Origin of the sequence: Paraflavitalea soli (genome assembly GCF_003555545.1) — a bacterium.
GTDB classification, from domain to species: domain Bacteria; phylum Bacteroidota; class Bacteroidia; order Chitinophagales; family Chitinophagaceae; genus Paraflavitalea; species Paraflavitalea soli.
In genome coordinates this window covers 4,974,903-4,992,737 of the sequence record NZ_CP032157.1, presented here as the reverse complement: position 1 = coordinate 4,992,737, position 17,835 = coordinate 4,974,903, and the positions used below count along the sequence as shown (strand labels likewise).

Annotated in this window: 11 protein-coding genes and 1 tRNA gene; 9 read left to right on the top strand and 3 right to left on the bottom strand. The window is 47.8% G+C overall.

Features of this window, described 5'->3' with window-relative positions; all coding sequences use genetic code 11:
- Window positions 1-9 precede the first annotated feature (9 nt).
- Window positions 10-5,853 carry a CARDB domain-containing protein gene (locus D3H65_RS18695; RefSeq protein ID WP_119051763.1) on the top strand — a complete coding sequence of 1,948 codons (5,844 nt, stop codon included), beginning with the start codon at window positions 10-12 and terminating at the stop codon, window positions 5,851-5,853.
- Between the two features lie 214 nt (window positions 5,854-6,067).
- On the opposite strand, the gene D3H65_RS18690 is transcribed toward D3H65_RS18695, so the two are convergent.
- Window positions 6,068-7,075 (bottom strand): DUF6528 family protein, encoded by a 1,008-nt coding sequence (locus D3H65_RS18690; protein WP_119051762.1) that lies wholly within the window; start codon window positions 7,073-7,075, stop codon window positions 6,068-6,070.
- Between the two features lie 361 nt (window positions 7,076-7,436).
- Here D3H65_RS18690 and D3H65_RS18685 point away from each other — a divergent pair, with 361 nt between their 5' ends.
- Both D3H65_RS18685 and D3H65_RS18680 read left to right on the top strand, forming a co-directional pair.
- On the top strand, window positions 7,437-9,236 hold the full coding sequence (locus D3H65_RS18685; RefSeq protein ID WP_119051761.1) for an ABC transporter ATP-binding protein: 1,800 nt from the start codon (window positions 7,437-7,439) through the stop codon (window positions 9,234-9,236).
- A 108-nt stretch (window positions 9,237-9,344) separates the two neighbouring features.
- A complete protein-coding gene (locus D3H65_RS18680; protein WP_119051760.1) occupies window positions 9,345-10,775 on the top strand; it encodes a Gfo/Idh/MocA family oxidoreductase in 1,431 nt (476 codons plus the stop codon).
- 540 nt (window positions 10,776-11,315) lie between these two features.
- Here D3H65_RS18680 and D3H65_RS33575 read toward each other — a convergent pair.
- Window positions 11,316-11,636, bottom strand: coding sequence for a LytR/AlgR family response regulator transcription factor (locus tag D3H65_RS33575; RefSeq protein ID WP_119051758.1), 321 nt, complete (start codon window positions 11,634-11,636; stop codon window positions 11,316-11,318).
- A 582-nt stretch (window positions 11,637-12,218) separates the two neighbouring features.
- On the opposite strand from D3H65_RS33575, the gene D3H65_RS18665 reads away from it, so the two are divergent.
- The 5 genes from D3H65_RS18665 to D3H65_RS18645 all read left to right on the top strand — a co-directional run bounded on the left by D3H65_RS18665 (window position 12,219) and on the right by D3H65_RS18645 (window position 16,171).
- The gene (locus D3H65_RS18665; protein ID WP_119051757.1) at window positions 12,219-12,788 is read left to right on the top strand and encodes a hypothetical protein; all 570 of its coding nucleotides are present in this window, start codon (window positions 12,219-12,221) and stop codon (window positions 12,786-12,788) included.
- 83 nt (window positions 12,789-12,871) lie between these two features.
- A complete protein-coding gene (locus D3H65_RS18660; protein ID WP_119051756.1) occupies window positions 12,872-13,516 on the top strand; it encodes a hypothetical protein in 645 nt (214 codons plus the stop codon).
- 142 nt (window positions 13,517-13,658) lie between these two features.
- Window positions 13,659-14,615 (top strand): glycoside hydrolase family 5 protein, encoded by a 957-nt coding sequence (locus tag D3H65_RS18655; RefSeq protein WP_119051755.1) that lies wholly within the window; start codon window positions 13,659-13,661, stop codon window positions 14,613-14,615.
- A gap of 66 nt (window positions 14,616-14,681) precedes the next feature.
- The gene (locus D3H65_RS18650; RefSeq protein ID WP_119054565.1) at window positions 14,682-15,320 is read left to right on the top strand and encodes a type IV toxin-antitoxin system AbiEi family antitoxin domain-containing protein; all 639 of its coding nucleotides are present in this window, start codon (window positions 14,682-14,684) and stop codon (window positions 15,318-15,320) included.
- Complete coding sequence (locus D3H65_RS18645) at window positions 15,317-16,171, top strand: nucleotidyl transferase AbiEii/AbiGii toxin family protein (RefSeq protein WP_119051754.1); 855 nt, start codon at window positions 15,317-15,319, stop codon at window positions 16,169-16,171. The genes D3H65_RS18650 and D3H65_RS18645 overlap by 4 nt, the downstream gene beginning before the upstream one ends.
- A 109-nt stretch (window positions 16,172-16,280) precedes the next feature.
- Here D3H65_RS18645 and D3H65_RS18640 read toward each other — a convergent pair.
- A tRNA-Glu gene (locus tag D3H65_RS18640) sits at window positions 16,281-16,352 on the bottom strand.
- Window positions 16,353-16,756: 404 nt separating this feature from the next.
- Between D3H65_RS18640 and gap the strand changes: the two genes are divergently transcribed.
- Complete coding sequence (gene gap, locus D3H65_RS18635; protein ID WP_119051753.1) at window positions 16,757-17,770, top strand: type I glyceraldehyde-3-phosphate dehydrogenase; 1,014 nt, start codon at window positions 16,757-16,759, stop codon at window positions 17,768-17,770.
- Window positions 17,771-17,835 lie beyond the last annotated feature (65 nt).

Sequence of the window (17,835 nt, the reverse complement as noted above, 5' to 3'; positions counted from 1 at the left end):
CTTTGAGCAATGAAAAAATATTTATATACACTTTTTTTATGTGCATTGGCCATGCTGGCCTACGCACAAGATCCGGCCTATCCGCCTTCGCCGGCGCCGCCTTTGCATGTCACCGCGGCGGAGTATTTTGTTGATACCGACCCGGGAGCAGGACTGGCGACGCCTATTGTGCTAACACCCGGCATGAATATCAACAACCTCAATGCCGCTGTCAATGTAAATGGCCTCAGCATTGGTATTCACCACCTGTATATCCGCACACGCAATGCAGAAAGCGCCTGGAGCATTACCCAAACAAGGGAATTCCTGTACGACCAGGATTATGCTTACACTGCACCTCCTCCTGCACGCCAGCAGGTAGTGGCGGCGGAATATTTTATTGATACCGATCCCGGTGCCGGCAACGGTACTGCGATCGCTTTTACGCCAGGTACCGACCTCAATAACCTGCCTGTTGCTGTAAACATAAATGGTTTATCCAACGGTATACATCATTTATACCTTCGCACAAAAAGCGCCGAAGGGCGCTGGAGCATTACCCAGGTAAAGGATTTTCAGATAGACTTTGATCCTGTTTATCCTGCCGCTCCCGTAGCTGCACAAAATATTATCGCCGCCGAATACTTCTTCGATACCGATCCCGGTACCGGCAATGGTATCAGTATTCCCATTGCTGCAGGTACTAATTTGAGCAACCTTCCTGCTACCATCAATACGGCCGCACTTACCATCGGTACCCACCGCCTCTACCTGCGCACCAAAGGCCAGGAAGGCCACTGGAGTATTACCCAGGTAAAAGAATTGGTGGTAGATGCTGATTTCAACTATCCCGTAGCCCCCGTAGCACCACAAAATATAGTGGCCGCCGAATACTTTATTGATACCGATCCCGGTATGGGCCATGGTACAGCCATTGCCATTACACCCGGATTGGATTTGAGCGATATCGCCGCCAATGTTACCACCGCTGGTTTGCCATTGGGTACCCACCGCGTATACCTGCGCACTAAAAACCAGGAAGGACGCTGGAGCATTACACAGGTCAACGAATTTGTGGTCATTGCCGATATCCCTTATCCACCCGCGCCTCCAGCTCCTTTGAATATAGTAGCTGCTGAATATTTCATCGATACCGATCCCGGCGCCGGTCTCGGAACTCCCATTGCCATTACACCGGGCACAGATATCAGCAATATACCCGTGGCAGTCAATACTGCGGGCCTCAGTGACCCGGCTTTCCACCGCCTGTACATCCGCACTAAGAACCAGGAAGGCCGTTGGAGCATTACCCTCGACAGCTCATTTTACGTAGGCACACTGGTGCCCAGTTGGACACTGGAACCAGCCGGTGGGCACGATTATGAGCATGTAGCCGTGAATACCACCGCCAATTACAACTTTACAATACGTAATACAGGAGATGCTGCCATCACCTTGAGTGGTGCTACGATAAGCGATCCTGCCTTTACGCCAAACTTTACAGCAGGTACCGTGATTCCTGCGCATGGTACCCTCATCCTGAGAGTGGCTTTCAAACCCACCACTGTGGGCGCCTTCTCAGGTGAACTGAAAATAACTACCACTACACCCGGTGTAGATCCCGTCACCACCAATGTGCGTGGTAATGGCTTTACACCTGCCACCCCGCCCGTGTTGCAATATGTAACAGCGGCCCCTTATGGTGGAACCAAAGGTGTTGATCCTGCAGTAGGTCAGCCAGGTTTGTATACCTATAAGATCGTATATAAGTCTGTCGCCAATAAAGCACCCCAAACCGGCTTCCCGAGAGTAGCCATCGACCTCAATGGCGACCAGGACTTCAACGACCTGGGCGAAGGCATCTTCAATATGCTGAAAGAAGAAGCCGGCACCGATTATACAGTGGGCGTTGTATACAGCTATACCTTCGACCAGGATGTTATCGGCAACACCAAAGGTTACCAGTTCTTTGCTACCGATGCAGATGGTAATACCGCCAACTCTGCGTATACATCCGGTCCCGTGGTAACCTTCAACCAACCCGATCTGCGCATTTTTGCAAACGACATTAGTTTCAGCAAGAATAATCCCTTACCGGGTGAGGCGTTTACCGTCACAGCAAAAGTGAGCAATAGTACCGCCAACGCAGCCAATAATGTATCTGTGAAGTTCTATCGCGAGAATACACCGATCGACAGCCTTATCATCCCCGTGGTCAATGGAAACTCCAGTGCCAGCGTCACCATTCCTTTGGCTTTCGAATACGATGGGTTCTTCCCCATCAAGGTATGGATCGACAGCAGCAATAAGCTGGGCGATATCAACGTCCTCAACAACTATGCGATCAGACCCATTACCGTAGGTAGCCCCAGTTTACCCGGTGGCATCAATGTAACCACCGACATCAAGGTGCAGAGCTGTCCCCAGGTACGTGCCCTCATCAGTGGCAAGGCTGTTTATTTTGGTACAGGTACGCCAACACCCGTGGCCGGTGCTGAAGTGACTATCAACACAGGTACCCTGGTGATCAGGACCACTACCAATGCCAATGGTGATTACAGCTACTTATTGCCCAATACCATTTGTGGCAGCGGTTTCATTTATACCGTAAGCGTTACCGATTTCACCTTCACCAGCAGCTTGCTCACGAAGGCCATGCCGATTCCTTGTACGCCTTCAACAGCATGTCTGCCTCCTCCTGATCAGGGTGGAGCAAGGGCAACCGTAGATATGTCGCCTTGTAAGAACGTGGTGGGCGGTAATACTGCTTTGAAAGTGACCTTGAGATTCCGTTCCAGCGATCCCAATAATATGTGGCGAGGCAGCGATGAGATCAAGTTCGACACCCTGCGCATCTTTAAGAACGGTGTGCAGATAGCCCAATATGTTTCAGGGCCCAATACATGGGCGCCGGGTAATGAGCGGATCGTAACCGAGTTTGTTCCCCTCACTTCCACCGATCCCGTGACCCTCAAGGCCGTAATGACCTATACCTACGTGGAATACCTGCAGATACCTGGTCCTACTTACTTTGGCCGCTGGACAAAACACACCGTTTCCGATAGCGTGACTTTTGTTCCGGAGTCCAATAAGCCCGACCTCACCATGCAGAGCTTCCGTCAGTCAGGGTTCACCAACTTCAGCTTCCAGGATGCGAACATTAAATGTACTGACGCCGGAACGCATACCGTAAAAGTGTATGATTCCATCCCGAATGGAATGTCCACCCTGGTGTATACCAAAACGGTAACAGGTGTTGAGAAAGGTGCTTCTGAAGCATTGGGCTTCAGCAAGCCCGATATGACATCCGGCACCCATATCCTGAGGATCATAATTGATACCGATAATGCAGTGGATGAACAACAGGAAGGTAACAACGCGTTTGATGTAACCGTAGTAATACCCAAATCAGACCTGATCGTTACTTCCTTCAAACCTTCCATTTCTGCTATCCCGGCAGGCACTCCGGTTACCTTCCGGGCCACCATCAAAAACCAGGGAAGAGCAGCAGGCGCATTCAAAGTTGAATTCTCCGTAGGCGGCGTTCGACTGGGAGCAAAGAAAACAGTTGTTTCCCTGGCCGAAGGCGCTTCGTTGAACCTGGTCTCTGATCCATATACCGTAACGACCGATGACAAAGCCTGCGGTATTACTGTAAAAGTGGTAGCTGATAGTGACAATGAGGTCGATGAATCCAATAACAATAACAACGGTGAGACCCTGGTATTAGGTACCGATCTGAAGCCTTATCAAAAGTCCGGTGAATTGGGCTCCGTTACCAACCCTGCGTTGGTGCGCGTAAATAAAGAAGGACAGTTCTTCCCGTCTATCCGGAATATTGGCACCCGCGATGTAACAGATGTTACCGTTCGCTATACGCTGAATGGTGTACGCCTGAAAGGCGAAGAGATCCCCGTGGTGAAAGCCGGTGAACTGTATGCCGGTGTAGGCAGCTTCACTCATATGTTTACCGTACCGGGTGATTATGTTGTACAGGTGGAAGCCGATACCAATAACGTGGCGTGCGAAGTACTGGAGAACAACAATACCGGCAATTTCTACATCCGTGTGGTCGACAGTAAAGAAGACCTGGAAGTATTGAGCCAGTATATTTCTCCCAGCAGCCTCAATCCGGCCTCTGGGCAAACCGTTACCCTGGTAGGCACCGTCAGGAACTCAGGCGGCAAGGCTTCACAGCCCAATGTACTGCGCTTCCTGGTCGATGATATACAACTGGGTAATGATGTGCCCATCAACAGCCTGCAGCCCGGCCGTGATACTACCGTAGCGGCTACCGCTACTTATTCCTCACTGATCACAGGTGTGAAAGTGATGAAGATCGTGGTGGACCCCGCTAATACAAACGTAGAAGAAAGGGAAGACAACAACCTCGCTACACGTACCATGATCGTAGGCGCTGCGCCTGACCTGGCTTCATTCGGTACAGGTGCTATTAGTTTCAATCCCCAGGGATTCAAAGCTGGCGATAGTGTGACCATCTCTTATGCCATCCGGAATAAAGGCACACAGGATGGATCAGCCTGGGTAAGGTTCCTTATCCTGAATCCCAATGGTGGCCTTACAGCGATCGATAGTGTAGAGGTAAGCCTTACAGGAGGAGCCAGCACCACAGTGAGCAGGAAGATGCTGTTCAGTATCGAGAAGGGTAAAGTAGTGGCAGAGATCGTAAGTGCCGCACCTGTGGAGTTTGACCTCACCAACAACAATGATGAGCTTGATTTCAGCACCATCATTCCGTTGGCAGCCAATATCACCGTCAATGGCGACCTGGACATGAAGAACGGTCTGCCCGGTCAGCTGCCAGGCTGGATCGGTGGTAAGCTGGTATTGGGTGATCATGACCTCGTGATCAATGGCCGCATGAAGAACATCGATGCCGATCACTTTATCGTCACCAATGGTACCGGTAAACTGAAGATCGTGAACAACGATGCCGAGAACATTTATCCTGTTGGTATTTCCGAAGGCAACAGCAATTTCGTGAAGATCAACAATGCCGGTACGCCCGATCATTTCTCAGTAGGTGTATTGCCTTATGTACTGAAACAGGGCATGAGCGGTGACACTGTGAAGACGGCCTTCGTAAACCGCACCTGGCTCATCGAAGAAGAAGTGCCCGGAGGCAGTAATGCCACCGTTACCTTCTACTGGAATGCCGCTGATGAAATGCCGCTCTTCGACCGCGACCAGGCCCGCACAACCCATTACACCACCTCCTGGCAACTGGGCGATATGGGCATGTCCATACTGGATTCCATTGGCCGGTACAGAAGGTTCCAGGCTGGCTTCAACAGCTTCTCACCCTTCTCCGTCACCAGCAATAGCGCCATCCTGCCCGTGAGGCTGCTGCAATTCAACGTAGCCCAGAAGGGCAAGGCCGCCGAGCTGGAATGGAAATCAGATGGCGAAATAAACAGCAAGCACTTTGTAGTGCAGCATAGTACCAATGGTCTGCAGTTTGAGGACATTGGTATTGTCAACACCAACAACAGTGCGGGTGTGCATACCTATCGCTTTACCCATCCGGCATTGAGCGATGGTACCCATTATTACCGCCTGAAGATGGTGGATATCAACGAGACCTTCACCCTGTCTGCTATCAAATGGGTGCAGATCAGCCATCAGGAAACCATGCGTGTTTATCCAAACCCTGCACAGAAACTGATCACTATCACCGGACTTGAAGCGAATGGCACCGTGCGCATAGTGACCATGGATGGCAAATTGGTAAAACAACTGCGTTCCCAGGGCACTACACTGGTAACAGATGTAAGCAGCCTGCCCCAGGGCATGTATGTATTACAATACAATAACCATGGTATTCAACAACAGCTTACCTTGATAAAACAGTAAGCAGATTGTGAAAGAAAAGGGCCGTCTCTTAATTGAGGTGGCCCTTTCTTTTTTATCATTTTAAACGAAGTGACTATCTTCCTTGTTTGCCATCTCGAAAGAAGCTCCTATCTCTCTTTTGTCATTTCGAACGCAGCGAAGCGCAGTGAGAAATCCGCTATCGAAGCAAGCGCCTCAGGGCTCACAGCTCGTAGCTCACAGCTCGAAGCTTGTATTAAGGATGCGTACACTCATGAAAACTATCTCCCGCCGGATAGCTGAACGTATTCACCAGTTTCCAACGGGCTTTATACAATCCCAGCGAGGTGTTTGTATACACGGCTGCCCCATTAATATCCAGTATCCGGTCCGTTCTCCAGGTCTCTCCTCCATTGCCGTTTGCCTGTGCGATGATCGTTTGGTAGCCTGCAGGACCTGAAGAAACAGTCTTCACAGCACTGATCGTTTTAACGAGTGTAAAGACCCCCGTAGTTACGTTGAACTTATAGATATGTCCCGAGTTGGTGAGCCAGAGGTCTGTGGTGCTGCCATATACCGGAAACAGGTCGTGCGCATTCCCTTCGGGCATTGTGTAGGTAGTATCCGGCACTAACCTGGGGGCGCTGCAACTGTTATTGTAGGTAAATACTTTCAGTTTGTTCTTCCCGGCTGCATACAATCGTTGCCGGGCGTGGTCCCATACCACATTGTGCACATCTTCAAAAGGGATGGGCGCTGTTTGTGCCGACTCGTCGTTGATGTAGGAATCCGTAGTAAAGATCATCAGGTAGCCGCCTGTAGTAGAGGCCGTCACGATATTGCCGTTGGGCAATAGCTCCGCCGAGTGCGTATTACCTCCTGCATAATCAAACCAGATGGCTTTTTTAGATGATACATTGATCAGCGCCACCCCGCCGCCCGAAGCCGTGGCCAGCACATATTTGCCATTGTATACCAGTTTGGCTTCGCTGAGGTTGGAGAACCAGCCCTGTGCGCCTGAGCGGATCATGGCATAGGCAGCTGTGGCTTTCCATTCCCAGGTGATCGCATTGCTATTGGCAATATCTACCATAATGATACGGGCGTTTTTCTGGTCGCAGATGATGATCTCTTTGGGCGTGGCGGCTGCGGCAGCTGTGGTGGTGGTCTCTCCAGGGAGCGCAGTGTCCGTAATAATGCCTGAATGGTCGCGCTTGCAGGAAAGTGCAACCAGCAAGGAGGCCGTCACAAAGAATGATCTCATAGATAAAAGGTTTTTGGTGATAAAAGTAAAAACACAGCACCATAACGGTGATGTATAGGAATATAACGATAAAGATCGTATCTGCCTCCTTATTCCAATATTATCATTGTGATTGCAACACCCCTTGCAATAGCAAACGTTTGCATTTCCTTTGCGTTTTTCTGCATGCTCACGCGCGCCCTCAAAGCAACGACTGCCACCCCTTCGAAGCAAACGACTGCCGACTGCCGACTGCCGACTGCCGATTGCCGACGACCGATCCCCCTTCAAATCAAACCCGCTCACATTTCCCGTACCTTGCTTACAATATTTTCCCGGCTCATTCGTCTACCGGGTCAGAGAAATACTAAATAGTCAGATTATGGCACGACGCAATAGCGGATCCAGAGAAGACATGCCCAAGGCCAAGCTCACCATGGCCAACCTGCGGGAAACCCTGCTCATCTTTTCCTATGTCCGGCCTTACCTGGGAAAGTTCATCACCGGCCTGGTTTTCATTACCTTGTCCTCCCTCACCACCATGTCCTTCCCTTATTTATTGAAGCAGCTCATCGACACCGCCAACGGCGCCAAATCTCCCTTTGGCACTTCCGGCGCCATCGTTGGCTGGATGTTTGCTATCCTCACCGTGCAGATGCTCTTTTCCTTCATGCGTATTTACCTCTTTACTTCCGTGGGTGAAAATGCCGTGGCCGATATGCGGCGCGATATCTACCGCAAAATGATCACCATGCCCATGGATTTCTTTGCCCAACGGAGAGTAGGTGAGTTGTCCAGCCGCATCAGCGCCGACCTGTCACAGATCCAGGAGGCTGTTACCTCCCTGCTGGCGGAAGTATTGAGGGGTATCCTCACCCTCATAATAGGCATTGGCCTCATACTGTATATCTCACCTCTTTTGACAGGTGTTATGTTATCAGTCATACCCGTCATCATCATCATAGCCATCGTATTTGGGAAATTCATTCGCCGCTTTTCCCGCCAGACCCAGGACCAATTGGCCGATTCCAATACCATTGTGCAGGAAACCCTGCAGGGTATTAGCAATGTAAAGTCATTCACCAACGAATGGTTTGAGATCAATCGTTATACCCGCAGCCTGCAGCAGGTAGTGAAAATGGCCATTAAAAGCGGACAGTACCGCGGCATGTTTGTCTCCTTCCTCCTGTTCAGTTTGTTTGGCACCATTGTGCTCGTTGTGTGGTATGGTATTGGCCACCTCAATTTTGGCGACCTCACCGCTTTCGTAGTATATACCGCTTTTGTGGGTGGCAGCATGGCCGGCTTTGCCGACCTCTACGGCCAGTTGCAAAAGACCCTGGGCGCTACCCAGCGTGTGCGTGAATTATTGAAAGATATACCCGAGCAGGTGTCTGAACAGGACGAACCTGTACAGCCTGAACACGTTTTACACGGTCAGGTAACTTTACAAAACGTAGCATTCAGTTATCCTACCCGGTCCGAATTGCCCGTACTAAGAGATGTTTCCGTAACTGTGATGCCGGGCGAACAGGTAGCCATCGTGGGGCCCAGCGGTGCCGGTAAATCAACCATTGCTGCCTTGCTCCTGCGCTTTTATGAACCCGGCAGCGGACAATTATTGTATGATGGCAAGCCCGCTACTACCATTCCCCTTACCCAGCTGCGCAAGCAAATAGCCCTGGTGCCCCAGGATGTATTGCTGTTTGGCGGCACCATCCGGGAGAACATCTTATACGGTAAACCCGATGCTTCCCAGGAAGAGATCGAGCAGGCCGCCAGGCAGGCACATGCCCATGAGTTCATTGTTAATTTTCCCGAAGGTTATGAAACAGTAGTAGGAGAGCGGGGCGTGAAATTGTCCGGTGGCCAGCGCCAGCGCATTGCCATTGCGCGCGCCATTCTTAAAAATCCTGTCATACTTATATTGGATGAAGCCACCAGCTCACTCGATGCCGCTTCAGAATCCCTGGTACAGGAAGCCCTCGACAACCTCATGAAGAATCGTACTTCCTTCATCATTGCCCACCGTTTATCTACCATCCGGAGCGCCGATAAGATCGTTGTGCTGGAAAAAGGTGTGGTGAAAGAATTGGGCACCCACCAGGAATTACTCAACTTACCCGATGGATTGTACCGGGAACTTAATCGTTTACAATTGGAAATTACAGGCGTGGAGTAAGCTCTTTTGGCAAAATAAAAAGCTCAATTGGCATGCCCTCATACTTTAATGAGTCTCTAATCTCTTATTTATGTATTTTGGAAGGCTAAAGCATAAATCCCCTACTAAATGTTTAATAACGATTATTCCAGGAGAAGATTCTTAAAGCAGGCCATGCTGGCTTCAGCAGCTGCGGCCGTACCCGGTTTCTTATTGGCCAGTGAAGGCCGTGCCCCCCGCAAAATAGCACCCGGGGAAAAAGTAAACCTCGCCTGTATTGGCATCGGCAATCGTGGCGGTGAGATCATCCAGGCATTACATAAAACAGGACTGGCGAATATTGTCGCTTTTTGTGATGTGGACATGGGCGCCCCTCATACATTGGCTACCTTAAAGCAGTTTCCCGATGTACCCCGGTTCCAGGATTTCCGCGTGATGTTTGATAAGATGGGCAAGCAGATCGACGCCGTATCCATTGGCGTGCCCGACTTTTCCCATTTCCCCATTACCATGATGGCCATGGCCCTCGGTATACACGTGTATGTAGAGAAACCAATGGCGCGCACCTTCAATGAAGTAGAACTCATGATGAAGGCCGCTAAGAAGTATCCCAAAGTGGTCACACAAATGGGCAACCAGGGTCACTCCGATGCCAACTATTTCCAGTTCAAAGCCTGGGTAGATGCCGGTATCATCAAAGATGTGACCGACATCTCTGCCCACATGAACTCGCCCCGTCGCTGGCATGGATGGGATCCAAAGATCACTTCCTTCCCGGCTGCCGAAAAACTTCCGGAAACATTGGATTGGAATATCTGGCAAATGGCTACACAGGGCCATACCTACAACAAAGACTTTGTGAATGGCCAATGGCGTTGCTGGTTTGATTTCGGTATGGGAGCCCTGGGCGATTGGGGCGCGCATATCCTCGATACAGCACACCAGTTCCTCGACCTGGGATTGCCTTATGAAGTAGATCCTATCAAACTCGATGGGCACAACAACTTCTTCTATCCCATGTCAACCACCCTTTCTTTCAAATTCCCCAAGCGCGGCACCATGCCGCCACTGGAAGTGAAATGGTATGATGGGCTGGACAACCTACCTCCTATTCCAAAAGGATATGGTGTTTCTGGTCTCGATCCCAATATTCCACCGCCCAGCACAGGAGCCATCAAGCCAGCCAAACTCAATCCCGGTAAGATCATTTATAGCAAAGAACTAACCTTTAAAGGCGGTTCACATGGCAGTACACTATCCATTATTCCTGAAGAGAAAGCAAAGGAAATGGCCTCCAAACTTCCGGTGGTGCCTGAAAGTCCGTCCAATCACTTTGCCAACTTCCTGAAGGCTTGTAAAGGAGAAGAGCAAACGCGCTCACCATTCTCTATTGCCGGCCCATTAAGCCAGGTATTTTGCCTGGGCGTATTGGCCCAATGGACTGGTAAGACCATTAAGTTTGACAGGGATAAAAAGATCATCACCAACGATAAAAAGATCAATGAGCTCCTCGTTGGCCCTCCTCCACGTAAAGGCTGGGAGCAATATTACAAAGTGTAGATACTATAAGGTTGTCAACCTGAGCGTTGTCACCCTTGTCGAAATCGTTGTGTATTAATGTATACAAAAGCTGTCTCCCGAAAACAAAGGAGGCAGCTTTTGTATTTTCATGCAGCTTTATGTTGGATCGAACGGTCTAAGTAATATATTTTTGCTTTGAATACAATGTTTTCACCCGTTGTATTGATTTGTTTATCAGGGAAATATTGTCGCATATTTTGATATATAACCAGTATTTTATCTATCTTGCGCCCTGATAACCCCAGATTCCTTTCCGTCTCATTCCCCTGAGATCCTTGCCTTCCCTGTATGCCCATCGTAGAATTTGTAATCATTAATTGGTTAGACCAAAGATTTAATCAGCATAGATCATTGTCATTTCCTTCACTGTGATAATGATTCATAGATCCCGGTAACCTGCTGGTTGCCGGGATTTTTTCTTGATGAATTATAGGGCTGTTTCCTGATTTAATGTTATCAACTATGCTTAACAAACTAATAGCCTTCTGTGCTAACCTGGCTTTTCTTTTTGGCGGGCTCTTACTCAATAATATTTAGCTGCTCGATAACCGATGTATAATACCGCCTGCTAATGGGAACGGATTGACCGCCGATTTCTAATTGATCCCTGTCAACCTTATCCATAAAAAAGATAGAGACAGCATAAGCGCGGTGAACTTTTATAAACATTTCCGGGGGTAATTTTTTTAAGATACCCGTTAAAGTGGATCGAACCAGGTAATACCTTTTATGCGTAAGAAAGAGCTTGGTATAATTTTTTTCTGCAACGAGACATACGAGTTCTTCCGGGTTAATACGTATCAATATTTTATTTTGATACACAAAAAATGGCTTCAGCATATTGGATCTTGCGTTTAAATAAAAGATAGACTGACAATATAGAAAAAATATTTATATGAGCAATGGGTGCTGATAATTTTCCTGCTTATTTTGCTCCCCCTATTTTGTTGAACAATGGAGGTTGGAAGTTAGACAAGACCGGTGTTCCGCCTCAATGGTACCTCGATGAGTCCTAACATCCTCCTCTTTGGCTCCTCATTGCTTCCTCGGGACCCGAGGAGGCAATGAGGAGGAATTGAGGAGAAACCGAGGAAGCAAAGAGAAGAAACCAGGGTAAATGTGTCATTCGTCCCAAAACATATGCCGTTCGTCCCATACGCATTGTAGTGTCGTCCCAATTTTGAAGGTGTTTTCGTATAGAAAGTGCACTTCGTCCCAAAACCTATGTCATTCGTCCCAACGGTTAGACAATCCGGAACCTTTTTTTAAAATAAGGGATGATAACTGGTTTAGATTTGTTTTATCGATCACTGCCAAAGGAGTTTTCACTTAGGGATAACAGGAAGAGTGAACTTGCTAACCCTCTCCCTCGGCAGCGACCGGTACAAAAACAAAAATTAATCATCTTGAAAATTTATTACCATGGCACATTCAAATAATAGTATCGTAAGCGGTAAATTCAGCGGAACCCTCGGCAAAGAGATCGTGTTCCGCGATTGGGATGGCAAAACAGTAGTTGCCAAAGCCCCTAAAAAAAGAAAGGGCGATCCATCGGCTGAACAGGTGGAAATACAGGAAAGATTCCTGCTTGCTTCGAGGTATGCACGGGGTGTTGTAAAAAATCCGGATCAGGGCATGGCGGAGGCTTATGCCGCAAATCTGCGACCAAGGCAAAACGTGTATAGCAGGGCAGTGGAAGATTTTATGAATTCACCTGAAGTTAAAAACATCAATACACGCAATTACACCGGGGCCAGTGGCGGCAAGATCGTTGTTCGCGCCGTCGATGATTTCCGCGTAGTGAGTGTATGGGTGGAGATATATGCTGCTAACGGCACGCTGCTGGAAGCGGGTAGGACTGTACAAGAACTCAATGGTCTTGACTGGACCTTCACTGCTTCGATGGCCAACAGCACGCTGGCGGGTAGTAAGATCAAAGCCATAGCAACCGATGTTCCGGGCAATGAGGGCACCCTGGAAGTTAGTTTGTAAGGCACTTACCAGTAAGGTGTTCCTGCTGAGCAGGGACACCTTACTTCTTTCTTATTTTTTTAATTATCTACAAAACGAATTATATGAGCAAATTATCAAAGCGTCATTTCTGGGAGTGGTTTAAACGCCATCAACAGGAATACCTTACGCTGAACAAAAAGCCTAAAAAAGAAATTCAGTACTGGCTGCGGGAAATGAACACCCATGTACGGGCCTATTATAAATTCTTTGGGTTCAGCCTGGTGTTGCCCGATGAAGGGATCGCCCGGTTAACCATTACAGTAAAAGGAAGGGAGAAGCATTTTAAAAAGGCGGATGCGTTTGTGGCTCTGGCTCCCGATATACCGGGTTGGAGCATTCACTCCCTGGAAGATCCAATGCCTGTTGATCTTTTATTAGAAAAGCAATTGGAGGTGGAAGGTATCGACCCATGGGATTTCCATTTTTCTATTCTTGGTGAATGTGCGGAAGATACAATTGTCATCATGTATCACCCGTTGTACACGGAAGATCGCGTAAGTCTTTTTTTGGAGATGGCTTATGAAACAGTCTATCATTTATTGGGTGAGCGTTCATTCGGCACGGATATAGACCGCGTGGCAGTGGATAATCTTTCCTACGCCGATCCGGAGGAAGTACACGCGCTGGAAGAATTGGCTACTCAAATTGGCCTTCGCAGCTCTTCTATGGTGGTAGATCATCATGGTACATTGATACGTATGCATTAAGGAATTAATGGTTGGTTTGTTTCCCCTTTGATTTAGCCATTTTGTTTTTAAATTGTAAATTTAAACGCCCTGCATATCCATGCGGGGCTTTTCAATTACGCAACAAAAAATGGCCGTATATTAGTGGTTGAAGTCGCTGCATATGAAAAAGATATTTTCAGTAGTCTTGTTGGTACTTGCATTCGTCATGGGATGGGCCCAGCCCGTGAAGGAGAACGGCCGGTTGAAAGTTTCCGGTGTATATCTCCTGAATGAAAAAGGAGCGCCCGTGGTCTTGCGCGGCATGAGCTTTGGATGGCATAACTGGTGGCCGCGGTTTTATAATGCAGGGACCGTAAGCTGGTTGAAAAACGATTGGGGTTGTACCGTGGTACGTGCCGCCATGGGTGTTGAGCCCGACCAGGGGTATATTAAAAATCCTGATTGGTCCATGGAGAAGGTCAAAGCGGTGATCGATGCTGCTATAAAAGAAGGGATATACGTGATCGTCGACTGGCATAGCCACAACATACGGCAACAGGAAGCAAAACAGTTCTTTACCGAAATAGCCACCACTTACGGTAAGCACCCCAATATTATCTATGAGATCTTCAATGAGCCTGAACGGCAATCCTGGGCCGACGTGAAAGCCTATTCCATAGAGTTGATCAAGACCATCAGGGCTATTGATCCCGATAATGTCATTTTGGTGGGTTCTCCCCACTGGGACCAGGATGTTCACCTGGTGGCCGATGATCCGATCAAAGGGTATGATAACCTGATGTATACCCTTCACTTTTATGCCGCCACCCATAAGCAGCCCTTGCGCGACAGGGGCGATTATGCCCTGAAAAAAGGCTTGCCCCTTTTCATTTCCGAATCGGCCGGCATGGAAGCCACCGGCAACGGTCCCCTCAATGAGGCGGAATGGAATGAATGGATCAGCTGGGCCGAAAAAAATAAGATAAGTTGGATCACCTGGTCGGTATCTGATAAAAACGAGACCTGCTCCGTCTTACTACCTACCGCTTCCTCTTCCGGTAACTGGACGGCGAAAGACCTGAAGCTATCGGGTATAAAGACCAGGGAATTGCTCAGGAAATACAATTCGCGACCCTGAACTGCGAAATATTGGCAAGAAAACCGAACAGAATCAGATTATCCTCTTAAAATTGTACATTTGGGTGTGGAAATCACTCAATCCATACAGCAATATGCGGCTTATCCTATTCCTCATCATCTGATGACATGGTTACTAAAGGAATACAAGGAACCCAATGACAAAATACATTATTTAGTCAGGAATGGCATTTTGCAATCTGTAAAGAAAGGACTGTATGTTGCAGGGCCAAAAATTACTTCCCTGAAGCCCGATCCGTTCCTGCTGGCTAACCATATCCTGGGGCCAAGTTATGTTTCACTGGAAAGTGCATTGTCGTACTATGAGATGATCCCGGAAAAGGTATATGAAACCACCTCAGTAACAGTGAAGGCAAGCCGAAGTTTTGCCACTCCATTGGGAAGGTTCAGCTATACGAGGTTGCGGTTACCTTATTACAGTTATGGAATACGAAGCGTGGAGATAAGCAAGCAACAGCGCATTCTTATGGCGACTGCTGAAAAAGCTCTTTTTGATAAGATCATTACTACAGCAGGAGTAGAATTTAGAAGTAAGGCAAGTGTACTCACTTATATAGAAAATGATTTGCGCCTGGACACCGACAGGTTAAAAGCACTTGATGTATCGATGATGCAGGAATGGATAAATACCTCACCTAAAAAGGCATCCTTATCTACTTTGTTAGAAACAATCAGGCAATTATGATAAAAGAATGGCTCGAATCGTACAAGCCCGCCAACAGAGAGGAAGCAACGGCAGCATTAAGGGAAATTATGCAGGAGGTGGCGCTTGCCGGTTTATATCGAAGTGCCTTCTTTGAGAAAGCGGCTTTTTACGGAGGTACTGCATTGCGCATATTTTATGGATTGAACCGGTTTTCAGAAGATCTTGATTTTTCTTTACTTGCCGCTAATCCGGATTTTTCCTTTCAACCTTATATGGAGGCAATCATTACGGAGTTTAATGCTCAGGGCATGCAGGTATCTGTAAAGGAAAAGAGTAAGACAGTGCAAACAAATGTAGAATCGGCATTTTTAAAATCAGAAACTATCTGGAAAGAGCTTGTACTTGATGGAATCCTTCCGGAACAGGGGATGGGTGAAGTAGCCAGGATAAAGATCAAGATAGAGGTAGATAAATTACCGCCATTAGGATTTGAAACAGAGGAAAAATTGTTAACAAGGCCATTCTCCTTTTATGTCAAATGTTTTTCTTTACCAGATTTGTTTGCCGGTAAAATGCATGCGCTGCTGTTTCGTAAGTGGCAAAATAACGTTAAGGGACGTGACTGGTATGATATGGAGTGGTATATTAAAAGGGGAACACCTTTAAATCTTTCCCATTTTTTATTAAGGGCCAAGGCGAGTGGCGATTGGAAGAATGATACAATCAATGAAATCGAGTTCAGGAACTTATTGCAACAAAAAATAGATGTAGTTAACATGGATCGAATCAAGGATGATATCCGACGTTTCATTCCCAATCCTCAACAACTATCCATTTGGTCGCCAAAATACTTTCATGACCTTGCAGCTAATTTAAAAATAGAAGGGTAGGCAACTTGATCCCTAAAACTTGGTCCTAAAAACTGCTTAAACGAACTCGTTTGAAACCATAAAAAAAGGAACAGATAACAATCTGCTCCTTTTTTTCCCAATCGGTTAGTACCGCGTACGGGATTCGAACCCGTATCACCACCGTGAAAGGGTGGTGTCCTAACCCTTAGACGAACGCGGCTGCTGATGTCCAAAAGTTGGATTGGGAGTGCAAAGGTAATAGCCTGACTATTTCCCTCCAAATAAAAGTCAAAAACTTCGCAAAATATTTTTAAGCTGCCTGGCCTATCTACTTAACAATTACCCCATTACCACCCTCCAATAGTAACTGCGTCAGTATCTCGCCAATAGCTCAATAGTTCCCATCATGCCGCCCGGGAAAACTGCCATATTACCCCAAAGTTAACGGCCCACTGCTCAATGCCTGTCCGCTTGTCTGCAGCTAGTGGCTTACGCTAAGACCCTGATCCATACTCATTGGACGATCTGTTTCAAATCCTGGATTCTAAATTCTGTATTCTGTATTCTCTACACAATATTGTAACTTCACGCCGCATTTGTAAACCTATAAATAAAATCTTGACAATGAGCACAGTTAAAGTGGCCATCAACGGGTTCGGACGTATCGGCCGGTTGGTATATCGCCAGATCTACAAAATGGACGGGATTGATGTAGTAGCAATTAACGATCTCACCAGCCCCAAGGTGTTGGCTCACCTCCTCAAATACGACAGCGCACAAGGTCGTTTTGATGCTGATGTAAAAGCTTCTGAAAACTCTATCATAGTAAATGGCGACGAAGTAAAGATCTATGCCCAAAAGAACCCCGCTGAAATTCCCTGGGGAGAACATGGCGTAGACGTAGTACTCGAGTGTACCGGCTTCTTCACCGATAAAGACAAAGCCGCCGCTCACCTTACTGCCGGCGCTAAGAGAGTAGTGATCTCTGCACCTGCCACAGGTGATCTGAAAACCATCGTTTTCAATGTTAACCACAATATCCTCGACGGTTCTGAAACCATCATCAGCTGCGCTTCCTGCACTACCAACTGCCTGGCGCCGATGGCTCATACCCTCGACAAAGACTTTGGTATCGTGAACGGTCTCATGACCACCATCCACGCTTATACCAACGACCAGAATACACAGGATGCACCACACCCCAAAGGCGACCTGCGCCGGGCCCGTGCCGCTGCACAGAACATCGTTCCCAACAGCACCGGCGCTGCCAAAGCAATTGGCCTCGTATTACCAGCGTTGAAAGGTAAACTGGACGGTTCTGCACAACGCGTTCCTACCATTACCGGTTCTTTAACTGAATTAACAGCCATCGTTTCCAAAAAGACGACCGTTGCTGAATTGAACGCCGCTATGAAAGCTGCTGCCAACGAAAGCTTTGGTTATACAGAAGACGAGATCGTGAGCACCGACATCATCGGTTCTACTTTCGGTTCTTTATTCGATGCCACCCAAACCCGTGTACAAACAGTAGGTGACTCCCAACTGGTACGCGTAGTAAGCTGGTACGATAATGAAATGAGCTACGTGAGCCAACTGGTGCGTACTGTAAAGTACTTTGCCGGCCTCATCAGCAAATAAGTTTAGTATAGATTTCTATACCCATAACCGCAAAGAAAGCTAAGAAACAGAACGCGCAATCTTGA

What these genes read in the sequence shown, in the direction of transcription:
- D3H65_RS18665 (WP_119051757.1), top strand. Translation starts at nt 12,219, where the DNA reads ATGGCACATTCAAATAATAGTATCGTAAGCGGTAAATTCAGCGGAACC.
- D3H65_RS18680 (WP_119051760.1), top strand. Translation starts at nt 9,345, where the DNA reads ATGTTTAATAACGATTATTCCAGGAGAAGATTCTTAAAGCAGGCCATG.
- D3H65_RS18645 (WP_119051754.1), top strand. Translation starts at nt 15,317, where the DNA reads ATGATAAAAGAATGGCTCGAATCGTACAAGCCCGCCAACAGAGAGGAA.
- D3H65_RS18655 (WP_119051755.1), top strand. Translation starts at nt 13,659, where the DNA reads ATGAAAAAGATATTTTCAGTAGTCTTGTTGGTACTTGCATTCGTCATG.
- D3H65_RS18685 (WP_119051761.1), top strand. Translation starts at nt 7,437, where the DNA reads ATGGCACGACGCAATAGCGGATCCAGAGAAGACATGCCCAAGGCCAAG.
- D3H65_RS18660 (WP_119051756.1), top strand. Translation starts at nt 12,872, where the DNA reads ATGAGCAAATTATCAAAGCGTCATTTCTGGGAGTGGTTTAAACGCCAT.
- D3H65_RS18695 (WP_119051763.1), top strand. Translation starts at nt 10, where the DNA reads ATGAAAAAATATTTATATACACTTTTTTTATGTGCATTGGCCATGCTG.
- D3H65_RS33575 (WP_119051758.1), bottom strand. Translation starts at nt 11,636, where the DNA reads ATGCTGAAGCCATTTTTTGTGTATCAAAATAAAATATTGATACGTATT.
- D3H65_RS18690 (WP_119051762.1), bottom strand. Translation starts at nt 7,075, where the DNA reads ATGAGATCATTCTTTGTGACGGCCTCCTTGCTGGTTGCACTTTCCTGC.
- gap (WP_119051753.1), top strand. Translation starts at nt 16,757, where the DNA reads ATGAGCACAGTTAAAGTGGCCATCAACGGGTTCGGACGTATCGGCCGG.